At 72.8% G+C, this 13187-nt stretch carries 13 protein-coding genes and 1 tRNA gene; 13 read left to right on the forward strand and 1 reads right to left on the reverse strand.

Annotation, left to right across the window (positions count from 1 at the left end; genetic code table 11):
- Positions 1 to 28: 28 nt before the first annotated feature.
- The 13 genes from ACZ7LV_RS36645 to ACZ7LV_RS36705 all read left to right on the forward strand — a co-directional run bounded on the left by ACZ7LV_RS36645 (position 29) and on the right by ACZ7LV_RS36705 (position 10825).
- Positions 29 to 2065, forward strand: coding sequence for a sensor histidine kinase (locus ACZ7LV_RS36645; RefSeq protein WP_471945687.1), 2037 nt, complete (start codon positions 29 to 31; stop codon positions 2063 to 2065).
- Between the two features lie 98 nt (positions 2066 to 2163).
- A complete protein-coding gene (locus tag ACZ7LV_RS36650) occupies positions 2164 to 2598 on the forward strand; it encodes a roadblock/LC7 domain-containing protein (protein ID WP_399890654.1) in 435 nt (144 codons plus the stop codon).
- Between the two features lie 2 nt (positions 2599 to 2600).
- On the forward strand, positions 2601 to 2972 hold the full coding sequence (locus ACZ7LV_RS36655; protein WP_399892167.1) for a DUF742 domain-containing protein: 372 nt from the start codon (positions 2601 to 2603) through the stop codon (positions 2970 to 2972).
- Positions 2950 to 3624: a GTP-binding protein gene (locus tag ACZ7LV_RS36660; RefSeq protein ID WP_471945688.1), complete on the forward strand. Its 675-nt coding sequence runs from the start codon at positions 2950 to 2952 to the stop codon at positions 3622 to 3624. The genes ACZ7LV_RS36655 and ACZ7LV_RS36660 overlap by 23 nt, the downstream gene beginning before the upstream one ends.
- A gap of 61 nt (positions 3625 to 3685) precedes the next feature.
- On the forward strand, positions 3686 to 4261 hold the full coding sequence (locus tag ACZ7LV_RS36665) for a GAF domain-containing protein (RefSeq protein ID WP_471945689.1): 576 nt from the start codon (positions 3686 to 3688) through the stop codon (positions 4259 to 4261).
- 173 nt (positions 4262 to 4434) lie between these two features.
- Complete coding sequence (gene tdh / locus ACZ7LV_RS36670; RefSeq protein ID WP_471945690.1) at positions 4435 to 5463, forward strand: L-threonine 3-dehydrogenase; 1029 nt, start codon at positions 4435 to 4437, stop codon at positions 5461 to 5463.
- Positions 5464 to 5493: 30 nt separating this feature from the next.
- Positions 5494 to 6693: a glycine C-acetyltransferase gene (locus tag ACZ7LV_RS36675; protein ID WP_471945691.1), complete on the forward strand. Its 1200-nt coding sequence runs from the start codon at positions 5494 to 5496 to the stop codon at positions 6691 to 6693.
- Between the two features lie 50 nt (positions 6694 to 6743).
- Positions 6744 to 7649: a LysR family transcriptional regulator gene (locus ACZ7LV_RS36680; RefSeq protein ID WP_471945692.1), complete on the forward strand. Its 906-nt coding sequence runs from the start codon at positions 6744 to 6746 to the stop codon at positions 7647 to 7649.
- 61 nt (positions 7650 to 7710) lie between these two features.
- A complete protein-coding gene (locus ACZ7LV_RS36685; protein ID WP_471945693.1) occupies positions 7711 to 8292 on the forward strand; it encodes a helix-turn-helix domain-containing protein in 582 nt (193 codons plus the stop codon).
- On the forward strand, positions 8289 to 8822 hold the full coding sequence (locus tag ACZ7LV_RS36690; RefSeq protein ID WP_471945694.1) for a GNAT family N-acetyltransferase: 534 nt from the start codon (positions 8289 to 8291) through the stop codon (positions 8820 to 8822). The genes ACZ7LV_RS36685 and ACZ7LV_RS36690 overlap by 4 nt, the downstream gene beginning before the upstream one ends.
- A 30-nt stretch (positions 8823 to 8852) precedes the next feature.
- Positions 8853 to 9212, forward strand: coding sequence for an MmcQ/YjbR family DNA-binding protein (locus tag ACZ7LV_RS36695; RefSeq protein ID WP_471945695.1), 360 nt, complete (start codon positions 8853 to 8855; stop codon positions 9210 to 9212).
- A gap of 83 nt (positions 9213 to 9295) precedes the next feature.
- Positions 9296 to 10666 (forward strand): MFS transporter, encoded by a 1371-nt coding sequence (locus ACZ7LV_RS36700; protein WP_471945696.1) that lies wholly within the window; start codon positions 9296 to 9298, stop codon positions 10664 to 10666.
- An 82-nt stretch (positions 10667 to 10748) separates the two neighbouring features.
- Positions 10749 to 10825: transfer RNA gene (locus ACZ7LV_RS36705), tRNA-Pro, on the forward strand.
- 137 nt (positions 10826 to 10962) lie between these two features.
- Here the strand turns inward: ACZ7LV_RS36705 and katG are convergent.
- Positions 10963 to 13182 carry a catalase/peroxidase HPI gene (gene katG, locus ACZ7LV_RS36710; RefSeq protein ID WP_471945697.1) on the reverse strand — a complete coding sequence of 740 codons (2220 nt, stop codon included), beginning with the start codon at positions 13180 to 13182 and terminating at the stop codon, positions 10963 to 10965.
- Positions 13183 to 13187: the final 5 nt, after the last annotated feature.

A 13187-nucleotide genomic window follows, 5' to 3' on the forward strand; every position in this document is an offset into this window, starting at 1 on the left:
GACCGCTGGACCAGTACGAGGACGCCCGATGTCACACCTCCGCGCACCGGCCGCACGCGCAGACCGCCGCGAGGGCGGGCGGCACGGACGGCCGGTCGCCCACACCGCTCCCTCGCTGCCCGAGGCCCACATACGGCCCCAGCTGCTGCGGCTGGCCGTACTGCCCCCGCTCGCGGTCGCGCTCAGCGCCTGCGCGGCGGTGCTGTTCACCGTCCGCTCCACGGGCGCCCGCACCAGCCTCACCCTGTGGGCCGTTCTCGCCTGCGCGGTCTGTGTGACGCTCGCCGGCATCGGGATCGCCGTGATCGCCGCCGGCCGCGCCGCCCGGGCGGTGCACGACCGCGTCGGCGCGCTGCGCCGCAGCAGCGCCCGCCGGGAGGCCGATCTGCTCACCCTCGTCGAGGCGTTGCGCCGCGGCGAGCTGCCTCCGCAGCGCAAGCCGCGCGGCGGCCCGCCCGAGGACGCCGACGACTTCGAGCTGCTCGCCGCCGACCTGGCCCGCGCGCACGACGGCGCCGTCACCGCCGTCGTGCAGGCCGCCCAGCTCTCCAGCCAGGCCGGCAGCGAACAGAAGCTGGAGGTCTTCGTCAACCTCGCCCGGCGCCTCCAGTCGCTGGTGCACCGCGAGATCGCGATCCTGGACGACCTGGAGAACGAGATCGAGGACCCCGACCTGCTCAAGGGCCTCTTCCATGTCGACCACCTCGCGACCCGCATCCGCCGCCACGCCGAGAACCTCGCCGTGCTCGGCGGGGCCGTCTCCCGGCGCCAGTGGAGCAACCCGGTCTCCATGACCGAGGTGCTGCGCTCGGCCATCGCCGAGGTCGAGCAGTACTCGCGGGTGCGACTCGTGCCGCCGATCGATGGCACCCTGCGCGGCCACGCGGTCGCCGACGTGATCCATCTGCTGGCCGAACTGGTCGAGAACGCCACGGTGTTCTCGGCCCCGCACACCCAGGTGCTGCTGCGCGCCAACCTTGTCACCTCGGGTCTCGCCGTGGAGGTCGAGGACCGCGGACTCGGCATGCCCGTCGACGAGCAGAACAAGATGAACGCCCTGCTCACCGACCCCGACCAGGTCAATGTGGCCCGCCTGCTCGCGGACGGCCGGATCGGGTTGTTCGTGGTCTCCCAACTGGCCCGGCGGCACGGGATCACGGTGCGGCTGCAGAGCAACATCTACGGCGGTGTCCAGGCCGTCCTCGTCGTGCCGCAGGCGCTGCTCGGCAGCCGGCCCGACGCCGACCGCCCCGCCCCGCCGCCCCAGCAGCACCCCCAGCCCGTGCCCCATCCCGCACCCCGGTCCACGCCCCGTCCCGCACCCGAGGCCGCCCGGCCGGCACCGCCCGTGGCGCCACCGCGCTCCCGGCGGCCCGCGCCCGACCCCGCGCCCCGGCCTGCTCCCGCCGCCCCGCCGCCCGCCCCCTCGCCCCTGCCGGTCCGCGGCACCCACGAGCAGCGGCCCAACCCGGCCGAGGCCGTACCCGGCATCCGCCCCGGCGACCGGCCGACCGTCGAGGAACACGCCGCCGCGCCGCTCGCCCCGCGCACCGGCACCGTCCGCGGCACGATGGGCAAGCCCACGCTGCCCCGTCGCCGTGCCCAGGAGCACATCGTGCCCCAGCTGCGCGGGGGCCCGGCACCCCGTCAGGACGCGGAGGACCCGGTCGGTCACGACCCCGGTCTGATGGCGGCGTTCCAGCGCGGCATCGGCCTCGCGGAGGCCCAGCACCAGGCAGATCCCGGCCACGCGGCACCGGCCCGCCCGGACACCCCGCACGTCGACACCCCCGCGCCCCCGGACCACACCCCGACGGAGCCCGCCCGCCTGGAACCGGGGCCCGCGGAACCGGGGGCCTCGTACCCGGACTCCGGGACTCCTGCGGCGGCCGTCTCGCCGCCGGACGGCCGCCGACCGGACGGTCCCCCCGTGGTGACGCAACTCCCCATGGCCGTACCGCACATGGACGTGCGCGCGCACCAGGACGAGCCCCCGCAGTGGGAGGCCGTCCGTACGCCCCCGGACCACCCCGCCCGGCACGACGGGAGCGGACCAGCCGGATGACCGCAGCTGCCGCCGCCGTCACCACCCCCACCGCAATGACCGCCGGCGCACCCACGGGCGCGCCCGCAGACCTTCGTATCCCAAGGAGTCGATCCACCATGGCGACCGATGCCCCCACCGGCCATGTATCCGATCTCGACTGGCTGATGAGCGGCCTCGTACAGCGCGTACCGCACACCAGCAGCGCGGTGCTCCTCTCCTGCGACGGACTCGTGAAGTCGGTCCACGGCCTCGACCCCGACAGCGCCGACCACATGGCGGCCCTGGCCTCCGGCCTGTACTCCCTGGGCCGCAGTGCCGGGGTCCGGTTCGGCGACGGCGGTGACGTCCGCCAGGTCGTCGTGGAGCTCGACTCGACGCTGCTGTTCGTCACCACCGCCGGCTCCGGCACCTGTCTGGCCGTGCTGGCCGGCCGTGAGGCCGACGCCGCCGTGCTCGGCTACGAGATGGCCATGCTGGTCAAGAGCGTCCGCCCCTACCTGGTGACCGCTCCCCGGCAGCAGTCCGTCGAACCCCCGGCGATGAGGCCTTGAGCGTGACGGCGGCCGGCGACGGGCCATGGCTCGACGAGGCGGCCGGACGGCTGGTGCGCCCCTTCACGGTCAGCAACGGCCGTACCCGCCCCTCCGTCGCCCTCGACCTCATCTCGCAGGTGATGGCCACCGGAGCCACCCCCCTCGGCTATCTCGGCCCCGAACACACGCAGGCCCTCGACCTGTGCCGGGCGCCCGTATCGGTCGCCGAGGTCGCCGCGCACCTCATGTTGCCGGCGGTGGTCACCAAGGTGCTGCTGTCGGACCTCGTCGACTGCGGGGTCCTCACCACCAAGCCCCCCGAGTTCCACCACAACCCCACGGACCGGGCCCTTCTGGAGGCAGTGCTCGATGGACTACGACGACAACTCTGACCCTTACGCCGACTACTCCGACCACTCCGACCACTCCGACCACTCCGACCAGGACGACGGCTACGGCGCCGACCCGTTCCCCACCGCGCTCAAGATCCTGGTCGCGGGCGGCTTCGGTGTCGGCAAGACCACCTTCGTCGGCGCCGTCAGCGAGATCGCGCCGCTCAGCACGGAGGAACTGCTCACCACCGTCAGCGCCGCCACCGACAACCTCGACGGCATCGAGAACAAGGTCGAGACGACGGTGGCCATGGACTTCGGCCGCATCACCCTCGACCCGGAACACGTCCTGTACCTGTTCGGCACGCCCGGCCAGGAGCGCTTCTGGTTCATGTGGGACGAACTGTGCGAGGGCGCCCTCGGCGCGGTGATCCTCGCCGACACCCGGCGGCTGGAGGAGTGCTTCGCGGCCGTCGACTTCTTCGAGGAGCGCGGCCTCGGATTCATCGTCGCCGTCAACGAGTTCGACGGCGGCCACCGCTACGACCCCGAGGAGGTGCGTGCCGCCATCGACCTGCACCCCGAGGTCCCCGTCGTCCGCTGCGACGCCCGCATCTCCGCGTCCGGCGTCCAGACCCTGCTCACCCTCGTCCGCCACCTCATCGCCCACGCGCCCGTCACCCCCGCGCCCAGCCACGGCGCCCACATGTGACAGCCGCCCACACCGCACCGGAGCCGCACATGACACACGCCCACTGCGACGGGACCCGGACATGAGGTACGACCCGCCGCGCCCGGCCGGTCGGCTGCTGCTCACCCCCGAGGACAAGGAGGCACCCGCGCGCACGCGGCGACTGCTTCAACTGGGCCTGGGGGACCGTCCGGAGCCCGCCCTCGACGCCTTCGCTGGCCATCTGGCGTCCCTGACCGGTGCGCCGTACGCGATGGTCAACTTCCTCGGCGAGAAGGGCCAGTTCTTCGCGGGCCTGCACGTGCCCGACGTCGGGCTCGTCGTGAAGGAGGACGGAACCCGCCCCGTGCTGGGCCGCTTCCTCCCCCGCGACCACGGTTTCTGCCCCCACGTGGTGGTCCGGCACAAGGCGCTGGTGCTGGAGGACGTCCGCGACTACCCGCGGTTCGCGGGCAATCCGGTCGTCGACGAGTTCGGCATCCACTCCTACCTCGGCGCGCCGCTCATCGACACCACGGGCATGGTGCTCGGCACCGTCTGCGTCGCCGATGTCTCCCCGCGCCCCTGGGGGCGCTCCGGTCTGGAGACCATCAAGGCGACGGCCGCGGATCTCGTCGTACGGCTCGAAGGGCCCCTGAGCGGCGGACCTCTGCTCTGACCAGGTGAACGTCGCGCGGTGGCGTGAAGGAAAGCTGCGACGGCGGTTAAGAAATCCTCGATGGACCAGGACGGCGGCGTACGGCAGATTGCTGTGCGATTCCACTTCTCTCCCCGTCCGGGGGCTTCTTCGGCATGCCCGCGGCAGGGATCTCACCCACAGGAGCCCCAGCGGTGAAGGCACTGGTCAAGGACAAGGCGGAGCCAGGGCTGCGGCTCATGGAGGTCCCGGAGCCCGAGGTCGGCCCCGGCGACGTACTGATCAAGGTGCTGCGCACCGGGATCTGCGGCACCGATCTGCACATCCACTCGTGGGACGGCTGGGCGCAGCAGACCATCAGCACCCCGCTGGTGCTCGGGCACGAGTTCGTCGGCGAGGTGGTCGGCACCGGCCGGGACGTCAGCGAGATCAAGTCCGGCGACCGGGTCAGCGGCGAGGGCCATCTCGTGTGCGGCAAGTGCCGCAACTGCCTGGCCGGCCGCCGCCACCTGTGCCGGGCGACCGTCGGGCTCGGGGTCGGACGCGACGGCGCCTTCGCCGAGTACGTCGTGCTGCCGGCGACCAACGTGTGGGTGCACCGCGTGCCGGTGGACCTCGACGTCGCGGCCATCTTCGACCCGTTCGGCAACGCCGTGCACACCGCGCTGTCGTTCCCGCTGGTCGGCGAGGACGTGCTGATCACCGGGGCCGGCCCGATCGGGCTGATGGCCGCCGCCGTGGCCCGGCACGCGGGTGCCCGCAACGTCGTCGTCACGGACGTCAGCGAGGAGCGGCTGGAGCTGGCCCGCAAGATCGGTGCCAGTCTCGCCCTTAACGTGCGCGAGTCCACGATCGCGGACGGGCAGCGTGCCCTCGGCCTGCGGGAGGGCTTCGACATCGGCCTGGAGATGTCCGGCCGCGCCGAGGCGCTCCAGGACATGATCGCGAACATGACCCACGGCGGCCGGATCGCGATGCTCGGCCTGCCCGCGCAGGAGTTCCCGGTCGACTGGGCCCGGATCGTCACCTCGATGATCACCATCAAGGGCATCTACGGCCGGGAGATGTTCGAGACCTGGTACGCCATGTCGGTGCTGCTGGAAGGCGGCCTCGACCTGGCGCCCGTGATCACCGGCCGGTACGGCTACCGCGACTTCGAGGCGGCGTTCGCCGACGCGGCGAGCGGCCGCGGCGGCAAGGTCATCCTCGACTGGACCGCGTAACCCCGACAGCACCTTCTAGGAGACCCCGTCATGTTCGACTCCGTGCGCGACGACCTGCGCGCCACCCTCGACGAGATCCGCGCCGCCGGTCTGCACAAGCCCGAACGCGTCATCGACACCCCGCAGTCCGCGACCGTCAACGTCTCCGCGGGCGGACGGCCGGGCGAGGTGCTGAACTTCTGCGCCAACAACTACCTCGGCCTCGCCGACCACCCCGAGGTGATCGCCGCCGCCCACGCGGCCCTGGACCGCTGGGGCTACGGCATGGCGTCCGTCCGGTTCATCTGCGGCACCCAGGAGGTGCACAAGGAGCTGGAGGCACGGCTGTCGGCGTTCCTCGGGCAGGAGGACACGATCCTGTACTCCTCCTGCTTCGACGCCAACGGCGGTGTCTTCGAGACCCTGCTCGGCGCCGAGGACGCGGTGATCTCCGACGCCCTCAACCACGCCTCGATCATCGACGGCATCCGGCTGTCCAAGGCCCGCCGCTTCCGCTACGCCAACCGCGACATGGCGGACCTGGAGCGGCAGCTGAAGGAGGCCGGCGAGGGCGGCGCGCGCCGCAAGCTGATCGTCACCGACGGCGTCTTCTCCATGGACGGCTATGTGGCGCCGCTGAACGAGATCTGCGACCTCGCCGACCGCTACGACGCGATGGTCATGGTCGACGACTCGCACGCCGTCGGCTTCGTCGGCCCCGGCGGGCGCGGCACCCCCGAGCTGCACGGCGTGATGGACCGGGTCGACATCATCACCGGCACGCTGGGCAAGGCGCTCGGCGGCGCCTCGGGCGGCTACGTCGCCGCCCGCGCCGAGATCGTCGCGCTGCTGCGCCAGCGCTCCCGGCCGTACCTCTTCTCGAACACCCTCGCCCCGGTGATCGCCGCCGCCTCGCTGAAGGTGCTCGACCTGCTGGAGTCGGCGGACGATCTGCGGGAGCGGCTCACCGCGAACACCGCGCTGTTCCGGCGCCGGATGACCGAGGAGGGCTTCGACGTCCTGCCCGGCGACCACGCGATCGCGCCGGTGATGATCGGCGACGCCTCCCGGGCCGGCCGGATGGCGGAGCTGCTGCTGGAGCGGGGTGTGTACGTGATCGGCTTCTCGTACCCGGTGGTGCCGCAGGGGCAGGCGCGCATCCGCGTCCAGCTCTCCGCGGCGCACTCGACCGAGGACGTGAACCGCGCGGTGGACGCGTTCGTGGCGGCGCGGGCGGAGCTGGACGCCTGACCCCGTACGGGGCGACCTGCACACACCACCGGTTTGAGACAATCGGTGCCATGATCGAGGCGCGGCGGCTCCACATCCTCCGTGCGGTGGCCGACCACCGCACCGTGACGGCGGCGGCCGCCGCGCTGTATCTCACCCCCTCCGCGGTGTCCCAGCAGCTCACGGCACTGGAGCAGGAGACGGGACACCGGCTGGTGGAGCGGGGGGCCAAAGGGGTGCGGCTCACCCCGGCCGGCGAGATCCTGCTCAGCCACACCAACGCGGTCCTCGCCCAGCTGGAGCGGGCGGAGGCGGAGCTCGCGGCCTACAGCTCGGGTGACGCCGGCACGGTCAGCGTCGCCTCCTTCGCGACCGGTATCGCCGAGGTCGTCGCGCCGGCCGTGGCCCGCCTCGCGCGGACCGCGCCCGGCATCAGCATCCGCGTCCGGGACGCCGAGGGGGACGCCAGCCTGCCCATGGTGCTGGACCGGCAGGTCGACGTAGCGGTCGCCGTGGAGTACCGCGGCGCTCCGCCGGCCGACGATCCGCGCCTGGCGCACGTCCCGCTGTACGCCGAGCCCTTCGACGCGGTGGTGCCCGTCAGCCACCGGCTCGCGGACACCGGTGAGGTGCCGCTGGCGGAGCTGGCCAAGGACGCGTGGGTCGGCCCCTACCCCGGCAATCCCTGCCATGACGTGGTGGTGCTGGCCTGTGAGGCGGCGGGGTTCCAGCCCCGCTTCGAGCACTCCTCGGACGACTTCCGCGCGGTGGTGGCCCTGGCTGCCGCGGACGCGGGAGTGGCCCTCGTACCGCGCTCCGCGCTGCGCGGGACGGACCTGACCGGTGTCCTCGTGCGCCCGGTGGACGGGGAGGCCCCCACCCGCCGGGTCTTCGCCGCGATACGCCGGGGCGCGGAGGAGCATCCGCTGATCCGGCCGGTGCTGGAGGCGCTGGAGGAGGCCGGGCGGGCCACCTGAACAGGACGGGCGTGAGGTTCCTGTAACACCGCTGTCTCATATCTGGGATAGCGTCCCGGATATGAGACACGAGGAACCCGGTGTCGCGCGTGACGTCGACACCCGGCTCGGCGCGCGGCTGGCCGAGCTGAGGGCCGAGCACGGCCTGTCCCTGGGGGAGCTGGCGCAGCGCAGCGGAGTGAGCCGGTCGACCCTGTCGCGCGCGGAGCGCGCCGAGATCAGCCCCACGGCGGCCGTGCTGAACCGGCTGTGCGCCGTCTACGGGCGCACGATGTCCCAGTTGCTGAGCGAGGTCGAAGGCGAGTCCGCGCTGCTGTTGCGGGCCGCCGACCAGCCGGTCTGGGAGGACCGGGCCTCCGGATTCGTCCGCCGCTCCGTGTCGCCGCCGCACGCCGGGCTGCGCGGCGAACTGGTGGAGGGGCGGCTCGCGGTCGGCGCCGACCTCGCCTACGACCGGCCGCCCGTACCGGGCCTGGAACAGCACATCTGGGTGCTGGAAGGAGACCTCGCGGTGACCGTGCGGGACGTCGAGCACCGGCTCGCGGCGGGGGACGCGCTGCGGTTGCGGGTGTGGGGGCCCACGCGGTTCCGGTGCGCCGGCGACGTGGCGGCGCGGTATGTCCTGGCGGTGGTGCTCCCGTGATCGTGGAACGGCTGAACGCGGCCCAAGTGCGGGCACACGCACAGGAATTGGCTGACCTGCTGGTCGAGACCGTGCACAGTGGCGCCTCGGTGGGTTTTCTCGCGACGCTCGACGGGGCCGAGGCCCTGGCCTGGTGGCGGGGGCGGGCGAGGGGCGTGGCCGCGGGTGAGCTCGCCGTCTGGGCGGCCCGCGAGGGGACGCGGGTGGCCGGGACGGTGAGCCTGGCCTTCGCGGACAAGCCCAACAGCAGGCACCGGGCGGAACTGGTCAAGCTCATGGTGGGCCGCGAGGCGCGGGGGCGAGGCCTCGGGCGCGGGCTCCTCGACACCGCCGAGCGGGCGGCCGTCGCGTCCGGCGTCACGCTCCTCCACCTGGACACCGAGACCGACAGCCCCGCCGAGCGGCTGTACCGGGCGGCGGGCTGGACGCCGCTCGGCGCGATCCCCGGCTACGCGGCGAGCCCGGCGGGCGTGCTGCGGCCGACGACCGTCTACTACAAGCAGGTCGGAGCGCACGCTCCCACCGGGTGACTGTCGGTGGCAGGCGCTACCTTGCGTCTCATGCCGGACGCCGAAGACGTACGCCGTATCGCCCTGTCCCTTCCGGACACGGCGGAGAAGATCGCCTGGAGCATGCCCACCTTCCGGGTGGCGGGCAAGATGTTCGCCACGCTCCCGGAGGAGGAGACCTCCCTCGCCGTGCGCTGCCCCAAGGAGGAGCGCGACGAACTGGTCCTGGCCGAGCCGGGGAAGTTCTGGATCGCCGACCACGAGGCGCAGTTCGCCTGGGTGCGGGCGCGGCTGTCCGCGCTGGAGGACGAGGACGAGCTGCGGGACATCCTCGCCGACTCCTGGCGGCAGGCCGCGCCGCCCCGGCTGCTGGAGGCCCACCCGGAACTGGGGCTGCCGTCCGGGGGGTGAAACCGCCTCCGGGCCGTCGGTGCGGGGTGGCATGATCCGCGGGGGGCCGGGGTGGCGTGGGACGTGGGAGGGGAGCGCGGGGGATGGGCGGAACGCCGGACAACGTTGCCGACGCGGGGGAGAAGGACGGTTCGGGCGAGGACGGCGTGGGCCGTGCGGGGGGTCGTGCGGACGAGGGCGAGGGCTGTGGCGGTGCGGTGGTGCCGCCCGTCTGGTCGCGGGACTTCGCGCTGTTCTTCGTCGCGCGTGCCGTGGCCCGGCTCGGCGACACCATGCTCCCGGTGGCGCTCGCCGCGGGCCTCCTCCAGCACGGGTACGGCGCCGGCGCGGTCGGCCTGGCCATGGCCGCGACCGCCGGGGCGTTCGCCGCGCTGGTCGTCTTCGGCGGGGTCGTCGCCGACCGGTTCAGCACCCGCAAGCTGATGATCTGGGCCGACGTGGTGCGGCTGGGCACGCAGGCCCTCACCGCCGCCCTCTTCCTCGCGGACCGTGTCGTGCTCTGGGAGATCTGCGCGATCGGCGTCGTCAACGGCATCGCGAGCGCCGTCTTCCAGCCCGGCGTCGCGAGCATGGTGCCCCGGCTCGCCTCCGACATCCAGGGCGCCAACGGCGCGATCCGCATCGCCGAGTCCTCGGCCCAGCTCGCCGGTCCCGCCGTGGCGGGCGTGCTGGTCGGCCTCGCGTCGGCGGGCGGGGTCTTCGCCGCGCACGCCGCCACGTACGCGGTCAGCGCCCTGTGTCTGCTGTTGCTGCGGCTGCCCCCGCCGGTGCCGGGCATCCGGGCCGCCGGGCGAGGGGCCAGTGCCTTCAGGGCCGATCTCGTGGAGGGCTGGCGGGAGTTCAGGGCGCGGACCTGGCTGTGGGGCGTCATCGCCGTCTGGTGCCTGTACATGATCGCGGTCTTCGGCCCGACCGTGCCGCTGGTGGCGACGGAGGTGGTCCGGGAACACGGGCCGGGCGCCTACGGCCTGGTCAACTCCGCCCTCGGCGCCGGTACCGTCGTCGGCGGCCTCCTCGCCCTGCGGCTGCGCCCGCGCCGGATGCTGCGGGCCGGGGCCGTCGCCCTGTTCGGCTTCGCGGGTTTCCCGGCGACCGTCGGCCTCGGACTCGACGTGCCGGCGATGGCGGCCGGCGCGGCCGTCGCCGGGGCCGGGATGTCGTTCTGGGGCGTCATGTGGGCGACCAGCGTGCAGACCCAGGTCCAGCCCGCCGTCCTCAACCGCATCCACGCCTACGACGTGGCCGGCTCGCTCGCGATGCTGCCCGTCGGCCAGGCCCTAGCGGGGCCGGCCGCGGCGGCCCTCGGCGCGGACCTGGTGCTGCTCGTCGCCGGCGCGATGAGCTTCGTCGTCGTGTTCGCCCTGCTCGCGGTGCCCGCGATACGCGATCTGGAGCGTGTCGACACCCGCCGCACCCGGGCGCCGGCGGCCAGGCCCGCGCCGCGGCGGGCCTGAAAACCGGTGCGCGACCACCGACCCGAGTGCGGTATTGTTGCCCTGCGCGTTCGCCCGGGGGAAACCCCAGGTCAGACCGCACCGGGACGTGGCGCAGCTTGGTAGCGCACTTGACTGGGGGTCAAGGGGTCGCAGGTTCAAATCCTGTCGTCCCGACCAGCTTCACCGCAGGTCGGAGGCCGTCTTCTCAGAGAGCTGAGGAGGCGGCCCTTCTCGTGTGTGCGGGAACGGCCGAGGCCGTCCGGTCCGGCACCGGGGTGCCGGACCGGACGGCCTCATGGCCGACTCGGGTCGGATCAGACCAGGTCGAACCGGTCCAGGTTCATGACCTTGTCCCACGCGGCGACGAAGTCCGTCACGAACTTCTCCTTCGCGTCGTCGCTCGCGTAGACCTCGGCGACCGCGCGCAGCTCGGAGTTGGAGCCGAAGACGAGGTCGGCGCGGGTGCCGGTCCACTTGACCTCGCCCGTGGCGGCGTCGACGCCCTCGAACGTGGTCTGGTCCTCGGACGTGGACCTCCACGTCACACCCAGGTCGAGCAGGTTGACGAAGAAGTCGTTCGTCAGGGTGCCCGGCGTCTCGGTGAGGACGCCGTGCTTGGACTGCTGCGAGTTGGCGCCGAGCACGCGCAGACCACCCACGAGCGCCGTCATCTCGGGCGCGCTCAGCGTCAGCAGGTTCGCCCGGTCCAGCAGCAGGTACTCGGCCGGCAGGCGGTTGCCCTTGCCGAGGTAGTTGCGGAAGCCGTCCGAGGTCGGCTCCAGCGCGGCGAACGACTCGGCGTCCGTGTGCTCGTCCGTCGCGTCGACACGACCCGGGGTGAAGGGCACCTCGATGTCGTGGCCCGCGGCCTTGGCGGCCTTCTCCACGCCCACGCAGCCGCCGAGGACGATCAGGTCGGCCAGGGAGACCTTCTTCGCGGAGCCCGCGTTGAACTCCTGCTGGACGTTCTCCAGGGTGCGCAGGACCGTGGCGAGCTGGTCGGGGTCGTTGGCCTCCCAGCCGCGCTGCGGCTCCAGGCGGATCCGGCCGCCGTTGGCGCCGCCGCGCTTGTCGCTGCCGCGGAACGTCGAGGCCGAGGCCCACGCCGTGCCGACCAGTTGCGCGACGGTCAGACCGGAGTCGAGGAGCTTGGCCCTGAGGGCCGCGATCTCCTCGGCGCCGACGACCTCGCCCTGGGCCTCGGGCAGCGGGTCCTGCCACAGCAGGGTCTCGGCGGGCACCTCGGAGCCGAGGTAGTGCGACTTCGGGCCCATGTCGCGGTGCGTCAGCTTGTACCAGGCGCGCGCGAAGGCGTCCGCGAACTCCGCCGGGTTCTCGTAGAAGCGGCGGGAGATGGGCTCGTAGATCGGGTCGAAGCGCAGCGACAGGTCGGTGGTGAGCATCGTCGGCAGGTGCTTCTTCGACGGGTCGTGCGCGTCCGGGATGATCGCCTCGGCGTTCTTGGCGACCCACTGCTTGGCGCCGGCCGGGGACTCCGTCAGCTCGTACTCGAACTCGAAGAGGTTCTTGAAGAAGCCGTTGCTCCACTGGATGGGCGTGGCGGTCCAGGTGACCTCCAGGCCGGAGGTGATGGTGTCACCGCCCTTGCCCGTGCCGTAGGTGTTCTTCCAGCCGAGGCCCTGCTCCTCCATGGAGGCGGCCTCGGGGTCGTTGCCGACGTGGTCCGCGGGGCCGGCGCCGTGGGTCTTGCCGAAGGTGTGGCCACCGGCGATGAGGGCGACGGTCTCCTCGTCGTTCATCGCCATCCGGCGGAACGTCTCACGGATGTCGCGGGCCGCGGCCACCGGGTCGGGGTTGCCGTTGGGGCCCTCGGGGTTGACGTAGATGAGGCCCATCTGGACCGCGCCGAGGGGGTTCTCCAGCTCCCGGTCACCGCTGTAGCGCTGGTCGTCGAGCCAGGTGGTCTCGGGGCCCCAGTAGACGTCCTCCTCCGGCTCCCAGACGTCCGCGCGGCCGCCGCCGAAGCCGAAGGTCGTAAAGCCCATCGTCTCCAGGGCCACGTTGCCGGCGAGGATCATCAGGTCGGCCCAGGAGATGCTCTGGCCGTACTTCTTCTTCACCGGCCACAGCAGACGGCGGGCCTTGTCCAGGTTGGCGTTGTCCGGCCAGCTGTTCAGCGGCGCGAAGCGCTGCTGACCGGCGCCGGCGCCGCCGCGGCCGTCGCTGATGCGGTAGGTGCCCGCGCTGTGCCACGCCATCCGGATGATCAGCGGACCGTAGTGTCCGAAGTCGGCGGGCCACCAGTCCTGCGAGGTCGTGAGCACCTCGGCGAGGTCCCGTTTGACGGCCGCCAGGTCCAGGGCCTTGAACGCCTCGGCGTAGTCGAAGTCCGCACCGAGCGGGTTGGACACGGCGGGGTTCTTCGCGAGGATCTTCAGGTTGAGGCGCTCCGGCCACCACTGGCGGTTGCCACCCCCCTGCGTGGGGTGCGCGGCGCGCCCGTGCGCGACCGGGCAGCCCCCAGTGCCCTCCGTCTTGGGTTCGGTGACGATTGCATCCGGGTTCTCAGCCATGGGCA

This window comes from Streptomyces sp. NPDC107562 (genome assembly GCF_055657325.1).

What these genes read in the sequence shown, in the direction of transcription:
- ACZ7LV_RS36645 (WP_471945687.1), top strand. Translation starts at nt 29, where the DNA reads ATGTCACACCTCCGCGCACCGGCCGCACGCGCAGACCGCCGCGAGGGC.
- ACZ7LV_RS36650 (WP_399890654.1), top strand. Translation starts at nt 2,164, where the DNA reads ATGGCGACCGATGCCCCCACCGGCCATGTATCCGATCTCGACTGGCTG.
- ACZ7LV_RS36660 (WP_471945688.1), top strand. Translation starts at nt 2,950, where the DNA reads ATGGACTACGACGACAACTCTGACCCTTACGCCGACTACTCCGACCAC.
- ACZ7LV_RS36665 (WP_471945689.1), top strand. Translation starts at nt 3,686, where the DNA reads ATGAGGTACGACCCGCCGCGCCCGGCCGGTCGGCTGCTGCTCACCCCC.
- ACZ7LV_RS36675 (WP_471945691.1), top strand. Translation starts at nt 5,494, where the DNA reads ATGTTCGACTCCGTGCGCGACGACCTGCGCGCCACCCTCGACGAGATC.
- ACZ7LV_RS36680 (WP_471945692.1), top strand. Translation starts at nt 6,744, where the DNA reads ATGATCGAGGCGCGGCGGCTCCACATCCTCCGTGCGGTGGCCGACCAC.
- ACZ7LV_RS36685 (WP_471945693.1), top strand. Translation starts at nt 7,711, where the DNA reads ATGAGACACGAGGAACCCGGTGTCGCGCGTGACGTCGACACCCGGCTC.
- ACZ7LV_RS36695 (WP_471945695.1), top strand. Translation starts at nt 8,853, where the DNA reads ATGCCGGACGCCGAAGACGTACGCCGTATCGCCCTGTCCCTTCCGGAC.
- ACZ7LV_RS36700 (WP_471945696.1), top strand. Translation starts at nt 9,296, where the DNA reads ATGGGCGGAACGCCGGACAACGTTGCCGACGCGGGGGAGAAGGACGGT.
- katG (WP_471945697.1), bottom strand. Translation starts at nt 13,182, where the DNA reads ATGGCTGAGAACCCGGATGCAATCGTCACCGAACCCAAGACGGAGGGC.